The organism is Rhodanobacter sp. Root561 (assembly GCF_001427365.1).
Lineage (GTDB): Bacteria > Pseudomonadota > Gammaproteobacteria > Xanthomonadales > Rhodanobacteraceae > Rhodanobacter.
In genome coordinates, this window is sequence record NZ_LMGH01000014.1 from 118,137 (window position 1) to 138,505 (window position 20,369).

Consider the following 20,369-nt stretch of genomic DNA (forward strand, 5'->3'; position numbering starts at 1 on the left):
TCCCGCTGGATCGGAATCCTTTGTGCTGGCTTATGACGTTAAAATGGGAAGATGCCATGGTAATGGAAATACGCTGGCGCAGAAATGACGAGGGCTCGGCAGCAGGCGGAACCGGCCCGCTTTCCATCGCCCTCCGTGTCCCCGCCACCTTGCCTGAGCCCTCATGAACGCACGCACCGCCCCACCCCTCCCGGCCTCGCTGGATGCCGACCTGGTCACCCGCAGCGCACGCACGGTGGTCGCCACCGAAGCGGCCGCCGCGCTGGCGCTGGAATCGCGGATCGGGCCGGAGTTCGTCGAGGCCTGCCGGCTGATCCTGGGCTGCAAGGGCCGCGTCGTGGTCAGCGGCATGGGCAAGTCCGGCCATATCGGGCGCAAGGTCGCTGCCACCCTGGCTTCCACCGGCACGCCGGCATTCTTCGTGCATCCGGGCGAGGCCAGCCATGGCGACCTCGGCATGATCCTGCCGCAGGACGTAGTGCTGGCGCTGTCCTATTCCGGCGAGACCGACGAACTGCTGTTGATCCTGCCGGTGATCAAACGTCAGGGCATCCCGCTGATCGCGATCACCGGACGCCCCACCTCCTCGCTGGCGACCCAGGCCGACGTGCACCTGGACGGCAGCATCTCCAGCGAAGCCTGCCCGCTGGGCCTGGCGCCGACCACCAGCACCACGGTGGCGCTGGTGTGGGGTGACGCGCTGGCGATCGCCCTGCTCGAAGCGCGCGGGTTCACCTCGGACGACTTCGCCCGCTCGCACCCGGCCGGTGCGCTGGGCCGCCGCCTGCTGTTGCACATCAGCGACGTCATGCATACCGGCGACGACGTGCCGAAGATCTCGCCCGACGCCGGGATCACCGCCGCCCTGGTCGAGATGACCCGCAAGCACCTGGGCATGACCGCCGTGGTCGACGCCGATCAGCGCCTGCTGGGCGTGTTCACCGACGGCGACCTGCGCCGCGCGCTGGACGACGAAGGCGTGGACCTGCGCGGGGCCACCGTGGCCGAGCTGATGACCCGCGGCCCGAAAACCATCGGCGCCGAGAAGCTGGCGGCCGAGGCGGCGCAGCTGATGGAGAAATACCAGATCCACGCCCTGCTGGTGGTCGACGACGAACAGCGCGTGGTCGGCGCGTTGAACATTCATGATCTGCTCCGGGCGCGTGTGGTCTGATCCCGATTTGCCCTGGCAAATCGGAAAGCCGGCAAACCCGCCTTTCGAGGCTTTCACAGCAAACCATGGACTCATGCCCTACCTCGCCAACCTCTCCGCCGACATCCTCACCCGCGCCGCGAAAATTCGCCTGGCCGTGTTCGACGTGGATGGCACGCTGACCGACGGCCGCCTGTGGTACGGCGAGGACGGCCGCGAAACCAAGGTCTTCCACGTGCATGACGGCCTGGGCCTGAAGCGGCTGCAGGCGAACGGCGTGCAGGTGGCCATCATCACGGCACGCATCAGCCACCCGGTGTCGCTGCGCGCCGAGGAACTGGGCATCAGCCACGTCTACCAGGGCCAGGGCGACAAGCGCGGCTGCCTGCAGCAATTGCTCGACGCCCTGCAGCTGACGCCCGAACAGGCCGCCTTCGTCGGCGACGACCTGCCCGACCTGCCGCCGATGCACATCGCCGGGCTCGCCGTAGCGGTGGCCAACGCCCACCCCTGGGTCGCCGAGGCGGCGCACTGGCAGACCACCCGCAGCGGCGGCATGGGCGCGGCGCGCGAGGCCTGCGACCTGATCCTGCACGCCCAGGGCAAGAGCGATACCGAACGGGAGCGCTGGCAGTGAGCCTTCGCCTGTGGCTGCGCGACCGGCGCCTGCCGGCCGCGACCATCGCCATCGCGCTGGCCGCCGGCGTCGCCCAGATCCTGCTGTGGTGGTTCGGTCCGGCGCCCAGGACCAACGACTTCGTGGGCCCGCCCCGCTCGGGCTACACCCTGACCGACGCCCGCATGACCGAGTTCAACGCCGAGGGGAAGCCCAGCTTCCACCTGCAGTCGCCGCACCTGGAACGCCGCGAGGGCGACGACTCGCTGTACCTGAATTCGCCCACGTTCCAGCTGCCGGCGAACCAGGCTGGCGTCCCCGACTGGCAGGGCAAGTCGTTGTATGGCTGGGTCAACAAGAGCGGTACCGAACTGAAGCTGCAAGGTCCGGTGGACATGCGCCGGGCAGCCTTCCGCGATGCGCCCGCCGCGCAGATCCAGACCGCCGACATCACCGCCTGGCCGAAACAGAACCGGCTGGAAACCGCCGCGCCCGCGCAGATGGTGCAAGGCGGCACTAGAATCAGCGGTATCGGCATGCGCGCCGACCTGAATGACAAACACCTGGAGCTGCTCGATGACGTTCATGCCACCTTCCCGCCGCGCAAGCGCTAGGTTCGCGCTCGGCATTGCCGCTCTGGGCCTGCTCGCGGCACAACCTGCCCTGGCGAAAAAGAGCGACCGCCAGCAGGAAATGCACGTCGGCGCGAAACATTTCGACGGTTTCCAGAAGCCCAACAGCGTCAGCACGCTGAGCGGCAACGTGGTGATCACCCAGGGCACCCTGAAAGCCACCGGGGCGCAGGCCAAGGTGTATTTCGACGGCGACAGCCAGATCAGCCGCGTGGTGATCACCGGCAGCCCGGCCCATCTCGAGCAACTGGACGAGAACAACAACCTGGTGCTGGGCGACGCCGCCACGCTCGACTACGACAACCTCAAGGGGATCGCCGTGCTCAGCGGCAACGCCTCGATCACCCAGAAGGGACGTGGCGACGCCCACGGCGACAAGCTCACCTACAACACCGAGACCAGCCAGATGACCGGTGAAAGCAGCGGTGACGGCCTGGTCCACATGACCTTCAAGCCGAAGGCGAAACCTGCCGACGACGCGGCGCCCGCCGCATCCTCGAGCGCACCGGCCAAGCCGGCCACGCAGGGACAGCCGTAACCGATGCTCTCCGCCGAAGGTCTGCAAAAGAGTTTCAAGTCGCGCCAGGTCGTGCGCGAATTCGGTTTCTCGATCCGCGAGGGCGAAGTGGTCGGCCTGCTCGGCCCCAACGGCGCGGGCAAGACCACCTGTTTCTACATGGTGGTGGGACTGATCGAGGCCGACGCGGGCAGCATCAAGCTGGACAAGCTCGACATCACCGGCCTGCCGATGCATGCGCGCGCCAAGCTCGGCATCGGCTACCTGCCGCAGGAAGCGTCGGTATTCCGCCGGCTCAGCGTGTCCGACAACATCATGGCGGTGCTGGAACTGCGCGACGGGCTGACCGCGCAGCAGCGCGAGACCGAGCTGGAAAGCCTGCTGGACGAGCTGAAGATCGCCCACATCGCCGAACAGAAAGGCATCAGCCTGTCCGGCGGCGAGCGGCGCCGGGTGGAAATTGCCCGGGCGCTGGCCGCCAACCCCCGCTACATGCTGCTGGACGAACCGTTCGCCGGCGTCGATCCGATCTCCGTGGGCGAAATCCAGCGCATCGTGCGCCACCTCAAGGAACGCGGCATCGGCGTGCTGATCACCGACCACAACGTGCGCGAGACCCTGGGCATCTGCGACCGCGCCTACATCCTCAACGAGGGCGAAGTGCTGTCGCGGGGCACCCCGGCGCACATCCTGGCCGACGACAAGGTGCGCGAGGTGTACCTGGGCCGCGAGTTCCGGCTCTGAAAAAGCTGTCGCGGCATCTTTTGGCGCCACGGGAATCTATGGCCGCGCCCGCAGGCTCGGGTTACGATGGCCCGCGTCCCCTTCCGATCCGGCTGGCATGAAACCCGCACTGCAGTTTCGCCTCCACCAGCAGCTGACGCTGACGCCGCAATTGCAGCAGGCCATACGCCTGCTGCAGCTGTCGCAACTGGAGCTGGAGACCGAGCTGCGGCAAATCGCCGAAAGCAATCCGCTGCTGGAATTCGCCGAGGAGATCGAGGACGAGGAAGCCCCCGAGGTCAGCGAGGCCGAATTCGACTACCCCAGCGTCGAGGCGGTGGCCACGGCCGGCAGCAATGACGAGGGCGAAAGCAGCGAGTGGGCTGACGGCGGCGGCACGGCGGAAGCGCCCATCGACTTCTCCAGCAGCAGTTCGAGCAGCAGCTCCGGCTCGCGTGGCGACGACGACTTCGAGCCGCAGAGCGTCGCGCCGGAAACGCTGCAGCAACACCTGCTGTGGCAGCTCAACCTCGCCTCGTTCAGTCCGCGCCAGCACCTGATCGCCACGGTGCTGATCGATGCGCTGAACCCCGCCGGCTACCTGGCCGAGGGCCTCGATGCGGTCATCGCCGCCCTGCCCGCCGGTTTCGATGCCAGCATGATCGAGATCGAGACCGTGCGCCGCCAGTTGCAGGGATTCGATCCCACCGGCGTGGCCAGCCTCGACCTGCGCGACTGCCTGCGCGTGCAGCTGGAACAGTTCGATGCCGCCACGCCGCAGCGCGAACTGGCGTTGCACATCGTGGACAGCGAACTGGACCTGCTGGCCCGCAACGACATCGCCCGGCTGGCCCGGCGCCTGCGCGCCAGCGAGGACGACGTGGCCGAGGCGGCTGTATTGATCCGCAGCCTGGACCCGCGCCCCGGCGCGGCGCTGGACACCACGCCGGTGGAATACGTGGCGCCGGACGTCTACGCCCTGCGCGACGGCCCCCGCTGGCGGGTCAGCCTGAATGCCGACGCACAGCCGCGGCTGGGCCTCAACCAGCACTACTGCGGGCTGATCGCCAAGGCGCGCGGCGAGGATGCCAGCTGGATGCGCGGCCAGCTGCAGGAAGCGCGCTGGCTGATCAAGAGCCTGGAATCGCGCGCCGAGACGCTGCTGAAAGTGGCCGACGCGATCGTGCGTCGGCAAAGCGCCTTCCTCGACTACGGCCCCGAGGCGATGCACCCGCTGGTGCTGCGCGAGGTGGCCGAGGAGGTCGGCATGCACGAATCGACCATCTCGCGGGTCACCACGCGCAAGTACCTGCATACGCCACGCGGTACCTTCGAGCTGAAATACTTCTTTTCCAGTGGCGTATCCACCGAGGACGGCGGCAGCGCCTCGGCCACCGCCATCCAGGCCATGCTGCGCAAACTCATCGACGCCGAAGACGTGCGCAAGCCGTTGTCCGACCTCGCCATCACGGAGGAGCTCAAGCGCAAGGGCATCCAGGTTGCCCGTCGCACCGTCGCCAAGTATCGGGAAGGCCTGCGCATTCCCACCTCCAGCGAGCGCCAGCGCGCGGGCTGAACCGCCTCGTCGCGGCGGGAACTTGGTTAACGAAAATTCGCTCCCATACCTGTTACAGAATGACTGACGATGTGTCGGCGCCTGCGGCCCGACGCGTCCACCCCGCCGCGACAACGCGGCACTGCACCACCAGAGGAGGCGACCCATGCAATTCCAACTCAGCGGCCAGCAGATTGAAGTCACCCCGGCCTTGCGCGAACACGCCACGGCCAAGCTCGACCGCCTCACTCGCCTCGACGACAAGCTGATGAGCCTCGCGATCGTGCTTTCGGTCGACAAGCTGCAGCAGCGCGCCGACGGCACGCTCAACGCGGTCGGCGCCACCCTGCATGCCGAAGCCACCGAGGCCGACATGTATGCCTCGATCGACGTGCTGTTCGACAAGCTGGTCGCCCAGTTGCGCAAGCACCGCGAGAAAGTGGCCGACAAGCATCAACGCGAAGCGCGCGAGGAGCGCCAGTACGGCTGATCCCGTCGCTTGAACGCCACCCGGAACGGCCCGCCACGTGCGGGCCGTTTCCTTTTCTGAACACGTACCACCGTCCAAGCTGGCACAATGGCCGCGTCGCCGCGAAGCCCCGCCGGGCAACGACACGCGGCGCAGAGGACTGAGCTTGGACCGGATCAGCGCGCGACAACTCTACGATGGTGTCCACGAACGCATGGCCCTGCGCTGGGTGTCGGGCATGCGTGGCGAATCGCGCGTGCTGGAGCCGGGCGTGGCGCAGTCGCGGCGGCCTTCGCTGATCGGCTACCTCAACGTGATCTACCCGAACAAGGTGCAGATCATCGGCTCGGAGGAGCTGAACTTCCTCGACGGGCTGGACTCGCGCCAGCGCTGGGAGGTGATGCACAAGATCGCCGCCTACCAGCCGGTGGCCCTGATCGTGACCAAGGACCAGCCGATCCCCGCCGACCTGCGCGAGGTCGCCGAGGAAACCGGCACGCCGCTGTGGACCAGTTCCAAGCGCGGCCACGAACTGCTGACCTACCTGCAATACCACTTGGCGCGCATGCTGGCGGCGAAGATCACCCTGCATGGCGTGTTCATGGAGGTCTTCTCGATCGGCGTGCTGATCACCGGCGAAGCCGGCTCGGGCAAGAGCGAGCTGGCGCTGGAACTGATCAGCCGCGGCCACCGTCTGGTCGCCGATGACGCCACCGAATTCACCCTGATCGCGCCGGACGTGATCGACGGCACCTGCCCCGAGCTGCTGCAGGACCTGCTGGAAGTGCGTGGCCTGGGCGTGCTCAACGTGCGCGAGATGTTCGGCCACATGTCGGTAAAGCCGTCCAAATACCTGCGCCTGGTGGTCCACCTGAAACCGCTGCGCGACGGCGAGGACATCGACGCGCTGACCCGTCTGACCGGCGACATCGGCCATCGCGAGGTGTTCGACGTGCAGGTGCCGATGATCACCCTGCCGGTCGCCTCCGGCCGCAACCTCGCCGTGCTGGTCGAGGCCGCCGTGCGCAGCCATGCGCTCAAGAGCAAGGGCATCGATCCGGCGCAGACCTTCATTGACCGTCAGGCGCACCAGTTGCGCCGGCTGCCGCCATGGTGAACGCATGAACGGAAACACTCCCCTGCTCGACCTGCAGGTCGACCCCAGCGAGATCCACCTGATCGTGCTCACCGGCATGTCCGGCGGCGGCAAGACGGTGGCGCTGCGCGCGATGGAGGACCTGGAGTTCTACTGCGTCGACAACCTGCCATCGGCCCTGCTGCCGCAGCTGGTCAACGCGGTGATCCAGGGCAACAGCAAGCACCGGCGCATCGCGGTGGGCGTGGACGTGCGCAATCGCGGCACCGACTTCGCCCACATGCCGACCGTGCTGTCCGAGCTGGCCGCCGCCGGCGTGCAGGTGCACCTGGTGTTCCTGGACTGCCGCGACGAGGTGCTGATCAAGCGCTACTCGGAAACCCGCCGCCGCCATCCGTTGGCCACCCGCGGCGTGTCGCTGGCCGACGCGATCGTCGAGGAGCGCCGGCTGCTGCGCCCGCTGATGGCGATCGCCGAAAAGGTGATCGACTCCAGCGAACTCAACGTGCACCAGTTGCGTCGCCTGGTGGCCACCGGCTACGCCCAGGCCACCGAGGGCCTGACCCTGATGTTCCAGTCGTTCGCCTTCAAGCGCGGCCTGCCACTGGACGCCGATTTCGTGTTCGACGCGCGCTGCCTGCCCAATCCGCACTGGCAGGCCCACCTGCGTCCGCTGTCGGGCAAGGACGCGCCGGTGCGCGAGTTCCTCGAAGCCGAACCCCTGGTCGGCGAATACTTCGCCGACACCGCGCGCTGGCTGGATGCCTGGCTGCCCCGCTTCGAACAGGACGACCGCAGCTACGTGACCATCTCGATCGGCTGCACCGGCGGCCGGCATCGTTCGGTCTACCTGGTCGAAAAGCTGGCCGCCTATTATCGTGACCGCCGCGAGGGCGTGCTCGCCTTCCATCGCGAGCTGGAGTGAACCGGCATGACTTCGGCAACCCGCAGGAAACAGCAGCCATGAGCGTGGGCGTGCTGCTGATGACCCATGAAGCGGTCGGTCACGCGATCATCTCGGCCGCGCACCACGTGATGCCGAAGCTGCCCTTGCGGGTGGACGCGGTGGAGGTGCCGCCCAATGCCGATCCCGACGTGATGCGCACGCTCACCGCGCATCACGCCCGCGAACTCGACCACGGCGATGGCGTGCTGATCCTTGCCGACCTGTACGGCGCCACGCCGTGCAACATCGGGCTGTCGCTGGGTGCGCTGGGCGTGCGCCTGCGCTGCGTCTCCGGGCTCAACCTGCCGATGCTGCTGCGCGTACTCAACTATGCGGAAAAACCGCTGGACGAACTGGCCGAGATCGCGGCCAGCGGTGGCCGCGGGGGAATTTTCATCGACCATGCCTGACTCCATCCATGCTTGAACAAGAAGTCGTCATCTCCAACAAACTCGGGCTGCACGCCCGCGCCTCGGCCAAGCTGGTGCAGCTGGTGCAGGGCTTCAAGTCCACCGTGTGGCTGATCAGCAAGGGCCGCGAGGTCAACGCCCAGAGCATCATGGGCGTGATGATGCTGGCCGCCGGCCTGGGCAGTCCGCTGACCATCCGCGCCGAAGGCCCCGACGAGGAACCTGCGCTCGCCGCCGTGGTCGAGCTGTTCGAGCGCAAGTTCGACGAGGGGGCGTAGTGATGCAGGGAATCGGGAATCTGGAACCGGGAATCGGCAAAGTCGGCTGCACCAGGTTGACGGTGCATCGCCGGCCTGCGCGCGCCCTGCTCCTGACCATTCTCCATTCCCCATTGCCCATTCCCGACTCCGCAAGGAGCCAAGCGTGAGACACCTCCTTCCCGGCACCGTCGCCGCCCATGGCATGGCGCTTGGCCGTGCGCGGCTGGTGCAGCCCAGTCGTTACGCGGTCGACAACCGTCCGCTGGGCGAGGACGAGATCGAGGGCGAACTGGAACACCTGCACCGCGCACTCGACACGGCGCGGCAGGAACTGCGCGAACTGCGCAACCGGCTGCACGGCGCGCTGGCCCGCGAGGTCAACGAATTCATCGACGCGCACAGCCTGCTGCTGGACGACGCCGAACTGCTGCGCGGGCTCGACGACCTGGTCCGGATCGGCCACTACCGCGCCGGCGCCGCGCTGAAGAAGCAGCGCGATCGCCTGTCTGCCGTGTTCGAGGCGATGGACGACCCCTACCTGCGCAGCCGCAAGGAAGACGTCGAGCAGGTGATCAACCGGGTGATCTCCGCGCTGCAGCGACAGACCAGTCCGGAAGAACGCAAGCTGGCCGCCCGCGTGGGCGAAATCCTGGTGGCCGATTCGATTGCCCCGGGCGACATGGCGCAGCTGGCCGGCAACGGCCTGCTCGGCGTGGTCGCCAGTTCCGGCAGCGCCTATTCGCACAGCGCCATCCTGGCGCGCAGCCTGGGCCTGCCGATGCTGGTGGGCACCCGTGACGCTCTGTCCAACATCCACGACGACGACCTGATCCTGCTCGACGCCGAAGGCGGCGAGGCGATCGTCCATCCGACCGCGCAGGACCTGTCGCGCTACCGTGCCTGGCAGCGCGAGGCGGCCATCGAGGGGCGCCGCCTGGCCAAGCTGGCCAACGCGCCCACCCGCACCCGAGACGGCGTCGAGATCGCCCTGCTGGCCAATGCCGAAACGCCATCGGACGTGGCCATGGCCCGCGCCCGCGGCGCCGACGGCGTGGGCCTGTACCGCACCGAATTCCTGTTCCTCAAGCACAAGGGGCTGCCTTCGGAAGACGAGCAGTTCATCGCCTATCGCGACCTGGTGATGGGCATGGGCGGCCTGCCCGTCACCATCCGCACGCTGGACCTGGGCGCCGACAAGGCCGACGCCGCCGGGCTCAGCCTGCGCGGCGAGGACAACCCCGCGCTGGGCGTGCGCGGCGTGCGCCTGTCGCTGCGCTATCCCGCGGTGTTCACCACCCAGATCCGCGCGATCCTGCGCGCCGCCTGCTACGGCCCGGTGCGCGTGCTGGTGCCGATGGTGACCCAGCCCGACGAACTGATCGCGGTGCGCACGCTGTTCAAGCTGGCGCGCCAGGACCTGAAGCGCGAGAACATCGACCTGCCCGAGAAACTGCCGCTGGGCGCGATGATCGAGGTGCCGGCGGCGGCGATCAACGTGCGCGCGCTGCTGGAGCACGCCGACTTCCTCGCCATCGGCACCAACGACCTGGCCCAGTACGTGCTAGCCGCCGATCGCGGCAACGACGCGCTGGAGAACATCTACAACCCGTTGCAGCCGGCGATGCTGCGACTGATCTCGCACGTGCTCAGCGCCGGCCGCCGGGCGAAGAAGCCGGTCAGCCTGTGCGGTGAAATCGCCGGCGACGTGAATTTCACCGCGCTGCTGCTGTTGCTGGGCCTCAACGAATTCAGCATGCACCCGGCGCAGATCCTGCAGGTGCGCGATCGCCTCGCCACGCTCGACCACGCCGACCTGCGCCGCAACCTGGCCCGCCTGCTGCGCGCCCACACCCATGAGCAGGCCGAGGCGATGCTGCGCGAGATCGTGAGCCGTTCGCAGGAGCAGGCGCTGCCCGCCAGCGCTTCCACGTAAATCATCGCGGGTTTCCGGCGCGGCAAGGCGGCGCGGGCTTCAGGCGGCGATCTAGAAACCGATGCTGTCGAGAAACGCCTCCAGCAACGCACCCCGGTATTTCTGCCGGTGCAGCAGCAGTGAGAGTTTGCGTTGCAGATCCAGGAACGGCGTCTTCAGCGCCTTCAGTCGTCCGGTGGCCAGGGCATCGGTCACCGCCACCGAAGGCAGGCAGGCGATGCCCAGACCGGCGACCACGGCCTGCTTGATCGCCTCGATCTGATCCAGCTCCAGCACCGTCTCACCTGGCGGCAGCTGTGACAGCACCCGCTCGCTGGTGGCGCGAGTGGCCGAACCCGGCTCGCGCAACACCCAGCGGGCACCGGCGAAATCGGCGGGTTTCAAACCCCGCTTGCGCGCCAGTGGATGTTCCGGCGGCGCGCATACCACCAGCGAGTCGTCGCGCCACGGTCGCACTTCCAGCAGCGGATGGGCCACCGGCCCCTCGACGCAGCTGATGTCCAGGCTGTGCTCCAGCATGCCTGCGGTGATCGTCTCGGTGTTGGCCACGCGCAGCCGGATCGCCACCTGCGAATGCGCCCGCACGAAGCCGCCAAGCAATTCGCCGACCAGGTAATTGCCCACCGTGTTGCTGGCGCCGACGCGCAGCTCGCCGCCCAGTTCGGCACCGTCCTCGCGGCCGCGGCGACCGAACTCGGCGTGTCGCTCCAGCAGCTCCTGCGCCAGCGGCAACAGCTCGCGGCCACGGGCGTTGAGGTGCAAGCGGCCGCGCTCGCGGTCGAACACCGGCCCGTCCAGCTGTCGCTCCATCTCGGCCAGCGCCATGCTGGCCGCCGGCTGGGTCAGGTGCAGTCGCTCGGCCGCGGCACGCACGCTGCCGAGCAGTGCGATCTGCACGAACACGTCCATCTGTCGCGGGCTGATGTTGATCATCAGCCGAGTTTATACGACCAATCACATATTCCAAGTTCTGGTTATGGACTGCACGACGGACAATGGCCGCCATTCCAGGAGTCCACCATGTCCGCCCCCGCTTCCGTCGCCACGCCCAACCCCTTGCTGCAACGCGCGCCTGGCTTGTTGCTGGCGGTGGCGATCGCGCTGCTGGCCTGGTTGCTGGGCCGCTGGGCGCCGCTGATCGGCGGGCCGGTGATCGGCATCGTGCTGGGCATCGTGGTCGGCAACACGTTGCCGCTGGGCGCGCGTTACGCGCCGGGCATCGCCTTCGCCGGCAAGAAGGTGCTGCAGTGGTCGATCATCGCGCTGGGCTTCGGGCTCAGCCTGGACCAGGTGGCGAAGACCGGGCTGGAGTCGCTCTCGGTCACCCTGATCACGATGACGATGGCCTTCCTTTCCGCCTGGGCGCTGGGCCGCTGGCTCGGCGTGCACGACAAGCTGATGGTGCTGATCGGCGTGGGCACCGCGATCTGCGGCGGCTCGGCGATCGCCGCGGTGACGCCGATCATCCGTCCCGACGACCACGACACCGCGTTCGCGATCTCGACCATCTTCCTGTTCAACGTGGTCGCCGTGTTGCTGTTCCCCCTGCTCGGCCACCTGATGCACCTGTCCGACCTCGGTTTCGGCCTGTGGGCCGGCACCGCGATCAACGACACCTCGTCGGTGGTTGCCGCCGGCTACAGCTACAGCCACGCCGCCGGGGACTACGCCACCATCGTCAAGCTGACCCGCGCCACCCTGATCATCCCGATCTGCCTGGTGCTGGCCTTCGTGGTCGCAGCCCGCGAAAAGCGCAAGCACGCCGAAGCAGGCAGCGCCGGCCACTTCAGTCTGGCCAGCATCTTCCCGTGGTTCATCCTGTGGTTTCTTGTCGCCTCCGCCTTGCGCACCGCCGGCCTGATCCCTCTGGCCATCCAGCCATCCATCCACTTGCTCGCCGAATTCCTGATCATCGTGGCGCTCACCGCGATCGGCCTGTCCGCCAACCTGCGCAAGATGATCTCCAGCGGCCCCCGCCCGATCCTGCTCGGCCTGGGCGTGTGGATCGCGGTGGCAGTGAGCAGCCTGCTGGTGCAACTGGTGATCGGGCGGCTCTGAGCCACTGCTCGAGGCGTGACCCTGCGCCAACCACCTGCCATGCTTTGCCGACCACGCCCGCGTCCAGCGGCACATAGGGAAATGTCGAATGATGAAACAGGTGATTTTTGCCGCCCTGGCGCTCGGTCTTCTCACCTCCTGCAGTTCCAGAAAGCTTTCTGCCGATGAATGTGGGACCTTGATCGACAAGGAAATCGACTTCGCCGTCTCGGTCATGCCGCCTGATGCCGAAGACTGGTTCCGCAAATCACACGCGGATGACCGTGCCGATCTCGTGGCCAAGTGCGTTGCGCGCAAAACCCATCGCAAGTATTACAACTGCATGAGCAAAGCCAACGATCCGTCGGCTCTGCGAAAATGCGTCATGGACGAAGGCCGGCGCAACAAGTAGAACTTCGAGAATGGGCATCATGCGGAGCATCGCAATGCTCCGCGGACAGGGTGGCAACGGGATATTCCACGCTGCCTCCCTGCATGACCCTCGACACTTACGCCTTGCCCTGCTCCACCAACGTCAACGCCACCTTGTCGCGCAGATACACCGGCAAGGCCAGCTCCGGCGCTTGCGCGTGGCCAGCCCTGAACTCGCGCATGGCCAGCTCGGCGACGTGGGCCGCCTGCGGATAACGAACGCCATCGGCCGAATGCAGGGTGCCGGTGAGGCGCTGGCTCAGCACGGTGGCGTAGGTGGCCCAGCCGCTGCCGACCACCTGCCAGGCATCCGCTTCAGGCAACACCAAGGTGTCGGCGGTGCAGATGCGTTCGTCGTCCAGCGCGACCAGGCCACCGTTGTCGTCGCGGCGGTAGCAGGCAGCGTAGATTTCGCCCATACGCGCGTCGATCACCGCGAGGATGGCGGTGCCTTCCTCCTCCGGCGCCTCCAGCGCCAGCGCGGCGAGCGAGGAGACGGTGATCACTGGCAGGTCCAGCGCCAGCGCCATGCCCTGCGCCAGCGACACGCCCAGGCGCACGCCGGTGAACGCGCCGGGGCCGCGGCCCACGGCGATCGCGTCGAGCGCGTGGCGGCCGATGCCGGCTTCGGCCAGCAGTTCGTCGGCCATCGGCAACACCAGTTCGGTGTGCCGGCGCGGCGCGATTTCGCTGCGGGCGATCAGTTCGTCGCCGTGGATCAGGGCGACGGAGCAGGCTTCGGTGGCGGTTTCGATCGCGAGCAGATTCATGATTGTTCCATGATAGCCGCTGGCGGCTCGGTCGAGGTCGGTACATACGCATACCAGTCGATGCGGCGGGTCAGGTACATCATCAGCGCGACCATCGCCAGCAGCACCAGGGCGCCGATCAGCAGCGCGTACTGCTCGGCCGCGATCAGCCCGTACAGCATCGCGTAGATCAGCCCAAGCACGCCGCCCAGCAGCAGGCCGGCGCGCCGTGCATGCAGCACCGCCATCGCATAGCCACCGACCAGCACGACCACCGCGGCCGCCGCCAGTGCGTAGGCCAGACCGAAACCGATCTGCTCGGACAACGCCAGCAGCACCACGTAGAAGGTGGCCAGCGCCGCGCCGACCAGCAGGTATTGCACCGGGTGCACGCGCAGCCGCTTGAGCACCTCGAACAGGAAGAACGCCACGAAGGTCATCGCGATGAACAGCAGGCCGTACTTCCCCGCGCGCACGTTGCGCTGGTACACGTCGACCGGCTGGTACAGCTGCACGCCGAAGGTCGACGCCTGCAGCGCGGCCGTCATGTCGTCGCCGTCCGTCCAGTGCTGGCCGTAGCTGCGATTGAGATCCAGCAGGTGCCAGTGGGCGCTGAAGCCGCTGGCATCGATGGCGTGTTCCAGCGGCAGCGCGGCGCCGATGAAGCTGGGGTCGCTCCACGGCGCGCGCATGGTCACGTCGGTGCCACGCGCCAGCGGCAGCATCTGCAGCGCCTCGGTGCCAGCCAGCTTCAGGCTGATCTGCACGTCGATCGGCTGGTCGCCCAGCACGTCGAGGTCGATCGGCACCACCACGTTCGGCCATCCGCCCAGGCGATCGGCCGACGATTCGAAACGGGCCGGCTGACCGTTGACCCGCAGGTCGGAAATTTCCTGCAGCCCGCGCAAGTCGCCGATCGGCAGCCGCAGCTCGGCCTTGCCGCCCTGCCACGGCGCGTCGCTGGCATGGCGATACTGGGCGATGTCCTGCGCCCGGAATTGCGCGTCGAGCTTCACCGTGGCGACGAAGACCGGAGCGGTGTAGATGCCATAACTTCGCGTGGTCACAGCCATCGCCACGTCCAGCTTCAGCGCGTCGGCCAGCATGCTTTCGCTGCCCGCCTGCCAGCGCGGCGTCGCCTGACCTTCCACCGCCACCTGACGCAACGTGGGCACCACCAGCACCGGCCCGCCCAGCACCTGCTTGCCGCCCCAGCCTTGCGCGATCTGGCTGATCGCATCGGTGCGCAATTGCTGCCGCTCGCCCACCAGCCCGCGTACCTGCATCAGCGGTATCGTCATCAACAACGCCAGCACCCCGACCCCAAGCACCTTGGCGGTCACCGTCTGTGTCCATTGCATCATGTCGCCTCCCCGAATGGAGCCTGCATGAAAGCAGGCGCAACGGGCTGCACCGCGCCCCAAACGGCCCGTTCGAGGGCGGGCATGTGGCCGGGGCAAGGCAAGCAGGAACCGGGTGACGCCACTTCGCAACGACGGTCTTCAGTCGCGGGCGCCGCTGCGGATGGCTTCGAGAAAGCGCATCACCTCATTGGTGCGCCCAAGAGCCACCAGGTTCGCGGCCGTGAGGCCATCCAACTCCGCGATGCGGGTGTGCAGATACCAGTCGGCTGCCTCGTCGGGGTTGCGCTCGATGCGCGACGCGGCCCGGCACACCGCCAGCATGTCACTGGCCGGAGGCAGCAAAGCGGCGCTGTCCCGCCTCGATTCGCTTGACAAACCCATGGCACTCTCCCGAAGTGATCCAGCCGCACGGCGTGCGTCCATCACGGCAGGGTCCGGTGGCGGCACCCATCACACGATGGTGTCGATCGATACCATCGGAGCGGGCGCGGCTCAGCGGTGTCCTGTTCACGTGGTCGGCCTGTAAAGATCGACAGGCAAGCGCTGGCAGAACGCCAACGCCTGCCCGCTTGGCCCGGTTACCTTGCCTGCGCGGCCTGTTCGATCAGCGCCGCGACCTCGGCGGGGTGCGACACCATCACCACATGCGAGGCGCCCTTGATCACCACGGTCTTGCGCGAGTGGGCGCGTTTCGCCATGAAGGCCTGGGCTGCCGGCGGGATGTTGAGATCCGCGCTGCCGTAGATGAACCATGACGGGATGCTCTTCCACGCCGCCGACGTGCTCGCCTCGTGCAAGGCGGCGTCGGTGACGGGACGCTGCCCGACGGCCATCAGCGAAGCCTGCGCGGCGGGAACGTCCGCGGCGAACTGGGCATGGAACTTGTCCTGTTCGATGTACAGATCCTTGCCGCCGTCGGCCAGCTCCACCGGCGGTGCCAGCGCCGAACCCAGCGAACTGCCCGGGAAGCGGCCGGACAGCTCAGCCGCGTTCTCTCCGACTTCGGGCGCGAACGCCGCCACGTAGACCAGCGCCTTGACGTTGTCCTGACCCGTGGCCGCTACGCTGATCACCGGGCCGCCATAGGAATGGCCGACCAGCACCACCGGCCCGTGAATCGACTTGACCAGGCTGGTGACCGCCACCGCGTCGCCGTTGACGCTGCGCAACTCGTTGGCCGCCGCGATCACCGTATAGCCCTTGTCGTGCAGGCGCTTGATCACGCCATTCCAGCTGGACGAATCGGCGAAGGCGCCATGCACCAGCACCACCGTGGGCTTGGGCGCCGGCGCGTTCCGTGCCGAGGCGGCCAGCGGCATGGCCAGCGCGAGGGCACCCAGCACGAGCCATCCGGCGAGCGGGTTGATGAGACGTTGGGACAGGAATTTCATGAGCTTGCCTCCGAGGTGGGATGGGGAAGGTCAGCCAGGCTGACGCGAGAGTTCAGGCCAGTTCGATCGTCACGACGATGTTGCCGCGCGTGGCATGTGAGTACGGGCAAGCCTGGTGCGCGCCGTCGACCAGCCGCTGCGCCTGCTCGCGATCCAGTCCCGGCAGCGAAACCGACAAGGTCACGGCGAGTCCATAGGCCGTGTCGTTTTCCGTGCGCCCCAGCGACACGCTGGCGTCCACTGCGGTATCCGCCGGCAGCCTGATCTTCTGCGCCGCGCCGACGATCTGCATCGCACCCATGAAGCAGGCGGAATAACCGACGCCGAACAGCTGTTCCGGATTGGTGCCCGGCTTGCCCGAGCCGGGCGGACTGAGCGTGACATCGAGAGCGCCGTCGCTGGATGTGCCCGCGCCGTCACGACCGCCGGTGGTGTGGGTATGCGCGGTGTACAGGATTTTCTCGAGTGGCCTGGTCATGCTGAATCCTCTTGCGGAATGGAAGAACCCGAATCCACCGGCAACCGCCAGCCCCGTTTCGCGATGAAGAGGTGGCTGCCCTGTGGCAGACATGTTTGCGATATCGCGCAGCACCGGCCAGCCGGGTTCAGGGCAACAGACTGTCGACACGAAAGACTGTTGACGGGCGCCTCCCGGAAGCAGCAGGCCACTCAGCGCGATGCCGATGACGCGTGGCGCATGACATCAAAGCCAGTGCCCCGGCTCCATTGCACGAAGGTATCGACCGATACCAAAGCATCACTGCGCCGCGCGGTCAGCGCCGGATGTATTCCGCCAGCTGCCCGTCGGAAAGTTCAAGCCAGCGCTCCACGGCGATCTCCGCCAGAAAGGCCGGATCGTGGCTGACCACGACCAGCGCGCCTTCGTACGCGCGCAGCGCCTGCGCCAGCAGATCGGCGGATGCGAGGTCGAGGTTGTTGGTGGGCTCGTCCAGCAGCAGCAGTTGCGGTGCCGGCGTGGCATGCAGCACGCAGGCCAGCATCGCACGCAGGCGCTCGCCGCCGGACAGCGCGGCGGCCGGCAGGTGCATGCGCGCGCCCTGGAACTGCAGCCGGGCGAGCAGGTTCGCGCGCTCCCGCGCCGGCATGTCGGGTGCGGCAAGCGCAAGGTTCTCGATCACCGTGCGAGCAGGATCGAGCCCGTCCAGTCGTTGCGACAGATAGGCCACGCGGCCCGCGCCGCGTCGCACGCTGCCCGCGTCCGGCGTCAGTTCGCCGGCGATCACCCGCAGCAGGCTGGACTTCCCCGCACCATTGCGGCCGCCCAGTGCGATGCGTTGTGGCCCCTGGATGTCCAGCGCCAGTCCCTGCGGGCCGAACAGCTCGCGGCCGCCCTGCCGCACGCGCAAACCTTCGGCGGCGAACAGCACGCGATCGGCTGGCACCCGCGTGGCCGGCAACGAGAGATCCAGCGGCGCGCTGTCGCGCAACGCCTGTAACGCATCGAGCAGACGCGCACGCGCCTGCTCCACCCGCGCGGCGTGCGTCGCCTCCGTCTTCGCTGCCGAGACCTGCGCCGCGCTCTTGCGGTTGCCCGCGACGATCCGCGGCAGCCCGGCATCGGCCACGCCGCGCGCGGCGTTGCCCGCCCGTCGCGCGGCGCGTTCGCGTGACTGCTGCATCGCGCGCTGCTCGCGCTTCGCCTCGCTGCGCAGGTTGCGTGCCTGCTGCTCGGCCGCGTTCTGCGCGGTTTCCAGCGCGTCGCGATAGAACGAAAAGCCGCCGCCGTAGATACGCAGGCCGGTCGGCGTCAGCTCGGCAACCTGATCCATCCGCTCCAGCAACTCCCGGTCGTGGCTGGCCACCAGCAGGCAACCCTTCCAGTCCTGAAGCACCGAATGGAGCCGCTGGCGCGCCGCCCGATCCAGGTTGTTGCTCGGCTCATCCAGCAGCAGGACATCAGGGCGTCGCAGCAGTTGCGCGGCAAGCCCGAGCGACATGGTCTCGCCGCCACTGAACGTTGCGAGCCGGCGTTCCAGCGCCAGCTCGCCGAGACCCAGTCGGGCCAGCGTCGCCATGCTGCGCTCACGCAGGTCCCAGTCGTTGCCCACCGTGTCGAAGTGCGCGGGATCGGCATCCCCAGCGGCGATCGCTTCCAGCGCACGCAGCTTCGCCGCGATGCCCAGCACCTCGGCCACCGTGGCGTCGCCATCCAGCACCAGGTCCTGCGGCAGGTAGCCGACGATGCCGGACACCTCGATCCGGCCCGCTTGCGGTTGCAGTTCGCCCGCCAGCAGTTTCAGCAAGCTGCTCTTGCCCGCACCGTTGGGTGCGACCAGACCGGTGCGCACGGCACCCAGGACGAAGGAAAGATCCTGCAGCACCGGCGTGCCGTCGGGCCAGGAAAAAACGAGATTGGAAACGCGAATGCGTGGATCCGGCATGCGGAATCTCCCATAGTGCGCAACCGCCATGGCGGATGCAGCTGAAGCCGGACGGCAGCCCTTGGGCATGTCGTCAGATGCTATGGATGGACCGTATGGCTCACATGTGGATCGCGATCTCCTGCAGGAACACGCATTCTACAGACAGGCCAGCTGCAGCAAACTAGGCCACCGGAAAATCCGTGGAGGCACTCAATTCGCGCCATCGCTCCAGTTCGTCGAGCTTCGCCCGGTCAGCCTGCTCGATGATCTTCAACGCATCGCTGCCCAGCGGCAGGCGAAACGGCGGTTGTTCCAGCGATGCCAGTTTGAGGATGGCCTGCGCGGCGCGTACGGGATCACCCGGCTGCTTGCCGTCATAAGCGCGCTGCGCCCGTGCGGTCGCGCCGACCACCGCATCGTATTCCGGACGTCCCGAGTTCAAACGGGTCGACGCGCCGGCAAAGTCGGTGCGAAAGCCACCGGGTTCGACCACGCTGACGTGCACGCCGATCAGGGCCATCTCGCGCGCCAGCGATTCGGAGAAGCCCTCGACCGCCCACTTGGCAGCGGAATAAGGCGCGCGCCCCGGCGCGCCGATGCGTCCGCCCACCGACGAAAACTGGATGATGTGGCCGCCGCGCTGCGCGCGCATCAGCGGAATCACGGCCTTGGTCATGATGATGGTGCCGAACAGGTTCGTGTCGATCTCGCGGCGAAAATCCTCCAAGGTCGTGTCTTCCACCGAATCGACATTGCCGTAACCGGCCACGTTGGCCAGCACGTCGAGTCCGCCAAAATCCTCCAGCGCCGTCGCCACGGCACGGGCGGCCGCCACCGGATCGGTCACGTCCAGCGCGACAAGTCGCACGGCGTCACCGTGACGCTGTTTCAGATCGTCGAGCGTTGACGGATCGCGGGCGGTGGCGACCAGTTGATGCCCGGCCTCCAGCACGGCCTCGGCCAGTGCGCGGCCGATGCCGCGCGAGCTGCCGGTGATGAGCCATCGTTGTGACATGGGTTCTCTCCTGATGGTTTCTGCTGATCAACAACTCACTTCGCGTAGCGGGTGAACACCAGATCGTGGTTCTTCACCCGCGAATGGTGACAGGCGTAACAGGTGCGGTGCTGCGTCTCGTCGGCCGGCTTGCCGTTGATGAAGCGGCCAAAGCCCCAGCCGCCAGTGGCCGCGTACCTCTTCGAATCCTTCACCATGAACTGCACCGTGGTGGCCGCACCGGGGACGGAAGCCGGCTCGAACTCGCTCGACGGCACACGCTTCCACGCCAGCTTGGCCAGCACCGCGCCATCCGGAAATGGCAGCGTACCTTCGCGATAGGCCTGGATCGCGATGGCATTGCCCAATACCGCGCGCAGCTCGTTCAGCGGCGCCGCTTCCTGCGCCGGGGCGATCAACTGCCATTGCCGGTAGCCGTCGGGGATGGTGACGCCGTAGATCGGCGAGGCGGGCTTTTCGGCGGTGGCGTGAGTGGCGAACGCCACCGCCAACGTGCAAGAGGTGGCGGCCGCCGCGAAAATCACGAGCTGCAGCAGTTTCATCGAAGTACTCCCTTCACAGACTCGACTTTTTCAATGCCGTCATTCCCGCGAAAGCGGGAATCGCTCCACCACGGCGGAGCGGGTCATCCAGGTCGCTTCCCTGCGAGATCAGGATGGATTCCCGCTTCGCGGAAATGACGGCCGG

At 67.4% G+C, this 20,369-nt stretch carries 23 protein-coding genes; 14 read left to right on the forward strand and 9 right to left on the reverse strand.

Annotation, left to right across the window (positions count from 1 at the left end):
• Positions 1-163: 163 nt before the first annotated feature.
• The 12 genes from ASD55_RS14540 (at position 164) to ptsP (ending at position 10,310) form a co-directional block, all read left to right on the forward strand.
• Positions 164-1,174, forward strand: coding sequence for a KpsF/GutQ family sugar-phosphate isomerase (locus ASD55_RS14540; protein ID WP_056767144.1), 1,011 nt, complete (start codon positions 164-166; stop codon positions 1,172-1,174).
• A gap of 73 nt (positions 1,175-1,247) precedes the next feature.
• A complete protein-coding gene (locus tag ASD55_RS14545) occupies positions 1,248-1,790 on the forward strand; it encodes an HAD-IIIA family hydrolase (RefSeq protein ID WP_056767146.1) in 543 nt (180 codons plus the stop codon).
• Complete coding sequence (gene lptC, locus ASD55_RS14550; RefSeq protein WP_056767148.1) at positions 1,787-2,383, forward strand: LPS export ABC transporter periplasmic protein LptC; 597 nt, start codon at positions 1,787-1,789, stop codon at positions 2,381-2,383. Before ASD55_RS14545 ends, lptC begins: the two co-directional genes overlap by 4 nt.
• A complete protein-coding gene (gene lptA, locus ASD55_RS14555) occupies positions 2,346-2,939 on the forward strand; it encodes a lipopolysaccharide transport periplasmic protein LptA (protein WP_056767150.1) in 594 nt (197 codons plus the stop codon). The genes lptC and lptA overlap by 38 nt, the downstream gene beginning before the upstream one ends.
• Positions 2,940-2,942: 3 nt before the next feature.
• Positions 2,943-3,662, forward strand: coding sequence for an LPS export ABC transporter ATP-binding protein (gene lptB / locus ASD55_RS14560; RefSeq protein WP_056767152.1), 720 nt, complete (start codon positions 2,943-2,945; stop codon positions 3,660-3,662).
• A 97-nt stretch (positions 3,663-3,759) separates the two neighbouring features.
• Positions 3,760-5,217 carry an RNA polymerase factor sigma-54 gene (locus ASD55_RS14565; RefSeq protein ID WP_056767154.1) on the forward strand — a complete coding sequence of 486 codons (1,458 nt, stop codon included), beginning with the start codon at positions 3,760-3,762 and terminating at the stop codon, positions 5,215-5,217.
• A gap of 145 nt (positions 5,218-5,362) precedes the next feature.
• Positions 5,363-5,686 (forward strand): ribosome-associated translation inhibitor RaiA, encoded by a 324-nt coding sequence (gene raiA, locus ASD55_RS14570; RefSeq protein ID WP_056717044.1) that lies wholly within the window; start codon positions 5,363-5,365, stop codon positions 5,684-5,686.
• A 145-nt stretch (positions 5,687-5,831) separates the two neighbouring features.
• Positions 5,832-6,782 carry an HPr(Ser) kinase/phosphatase gene (gene hprK, locus ASD55_RS14575; RefSeq protein ID WP_056767157.1) on the forward strand — a complete coding sequence of 317 codons (951 nt, stop codon included), beginning with the start codon at positions 5,832-5,834 and terminating at the stop codon, positions 6,780-6,782.
• 4 nt (positions 6,783-6,786) lie between these two features.
• Positions 6,787-7,686 carry an RNase adapter RapZ gene (gene rapZ / locus ASD55_RS14580; RefSeq protein WP_056717040.1) on the forward strand — a complete coding sequence of 300 codons (900 nt, stop codon included), beginning with the start codon at positions 6,787-6,789 and terminating at the stop codon, positions 7,684-7,686.
• Between the two features lie 38 nt (positions 7,687-7,724).
• Entirely contained in the window at positions 7,725-8,117 is a 393-nt protein-coding gene (locus ASD55_RS14585) for a PTS fructose transporter subunit IIA (protein WP_007805705.1), read from the forward strand.
• Positions 8,118-8,125: 8 nt separating this feature from the next.
• Positions 8,126-8,395 (forward strand): HPr family phosphocarrier protein, encoded by a 270-nt coding sequence (locus tag ASD55_RS14590; RefSeq protein ID WP_056717038.1) that lies wholly within the window; start codon positions 8,126-8,128, stop codon positions 8,393-8,395.
• 145 nt (positions 8,396-8,540) lie between these two features.
• Positions 8,541-10,310, forward strand: coding sequence for a phosphoenolpyruvate--protein phosphotransferase (gene ptsP / locus ASD55_RS14595; RefSeq protein ID WP_056767159.1), 1,770 nt, complete (start codon positions 8,541-8,543; stop codon positions 10,308-10,310).
• Positions 10,311-10,361: 51 nt separating this feature from the next.
• Here the strand turns inward: ptsP and ASD55_RS14600 are convergent, their stop codons facing one another.
• On the reverse strand, positions 10,362-11,243 hold the full coding sequence (locus ASD55_RS14600; protein ID WP_056767161.1) for a LysR family transcriptional regulator: 882 nt from the start codon (positions 11,241-11,243) through the stop codon (positions 10,362-10,364).
• A gap of 87 nt (positions 11,244-11,330) precedes the next feature.
• Here ASD55_RS14600 and ASD55_RS14605 point away from each other — a divergent pair, with 87 nt between their 5' ends.
• Both ASD55_RS14605 and ASD55_RS14610 read left to right on the forward strand, forming a co-directional pair.
• Complete coding sequence (locus tag ASD55_RS14605; protein ID WP_056767164.1) at positions 11,331-12,368, forward strand: putative sulfate exporter family transporter; 1,038 nt, start codon at positions 11,331-11,333, stop codon at positions 12,366-12,368.
• Between the two features lie 91 nt (positions 12,369-12,459).
• Positions 12,460-12,759: a hypothetical protein gene (locus tag ASD55_RS14610; protein ID WP_235577832.1), complete on the forward strand. Its 300-nt coding sequence runs from the start codon at positions 12,460-12,462 to the stop codon at positions 12,757-12,759.
• 97 nt (positions 12,760-12,856) lie between these two features.
• On the opposite strand, the gene tsaB is transcribed toward ASD55_RS14610, so the two are convergent.
• The 8 genes from tsaB to ASD55_RS14650 form a co-directional block, all read right to left on the reverse strand.
• On the reverse strand, positions 12,857-13,549 hold the full coding sequence (tsaB, locus tag ASD55_RS14615; protein WP_056767170.1) for a tRNA (adenosine(37)-N6)-threonylcarbamoyltransferase complex dimerization subunit type 1 TsaB: 693 nt from the start codon (positions 13,547-13,549) through the stop codon (positions 12,857-12,859).
• A complete protein-coding gene (gene creD / locus ASD55_RS14620; protein ID WP_056767173.1) occupies positions 13,546-14,892 on the reverse strand; it encodes a cell envelope integrity protein CreD in 1,347 nt (448 codons plus the stop codon). Before creD ends, tsaB begins: the two co-directional genes overlap by 4 nt.
• A 138-nt stretch (positions 14,893-15,030) precedes the next feature.
• Entirely contained in the window at positions 15,031-15,273 is a 243-nt protein-coding gene (locus ASD55_RS18545) for a hypothetical protein (RefSeq protein WP_235577833.1), read from the reverse strand.
• 197 nt (positions 15,274-15,470) lie between these two features.
• Positions 15,471-16,283, reverse strand: a complete 813-nt coding sequence (locus tag ASD55_RS14630; protein ID WP_056767179.1) for an alpha/beta hydrolase — start codon at positions 16,281-16,283, stop codon at positions 15,471-15,473.
• Between the two features lie 52 nt (positions 16,284-16,335).
• Positions 16,336-16,761 carry an organic hydroperoxide resistance protein gene (locus ASD55_RS14635; protein ID WP_056717020.1) on the reverse strand — a complete coding sequence of 142 codons (426 nt, stop codon included), beginning with the start codon at positions 16,759-16,761 and terminating at the stop codon, positions 16,336-16,338.
• A gap of 295 nt (positions 16,762-17,056) precedes the next feature.
• Positions 17,057-18,685 carry an ABC-F family ATP-binding cassette domain-containing protein gene (locus ASD55_RS14640; RefSeq protein WP_056767182.1) on the reverse strand — a complete coding sequence of 543 codons (1,629 nt, stop codon included), beginning with the start codon at positions 18,683-18,685 and terminating at the stop codon, positions 17,057-17,059.
• A 163-nt stretch (positions 18,686-18,848) separates the two neighbouring features.
• Positions 18,849-19,682, reverse strand: a complete 834-nt coding sequence (locus ASD55_RS14645; RefSeq protein ID WP_056767186.1) for an oxidoreductase — start codon at positions 19,680-19,682, stop codon at positions 18,849-18,851.
• Between the two features lie 35 nt (positions 19,683-19,717).
• Positions 19,718-20,224, reverse strand: coding sequence for a cytochrome P460 family protein (locus ASD55_RS14650; protein WP_056717015.1), 507 nt, complete (start codon positions 20,222-20,224; stop codon positions 19,718-19,720).
• Positions 20,225-20,369: the final 145 nt, after the last annotated feature.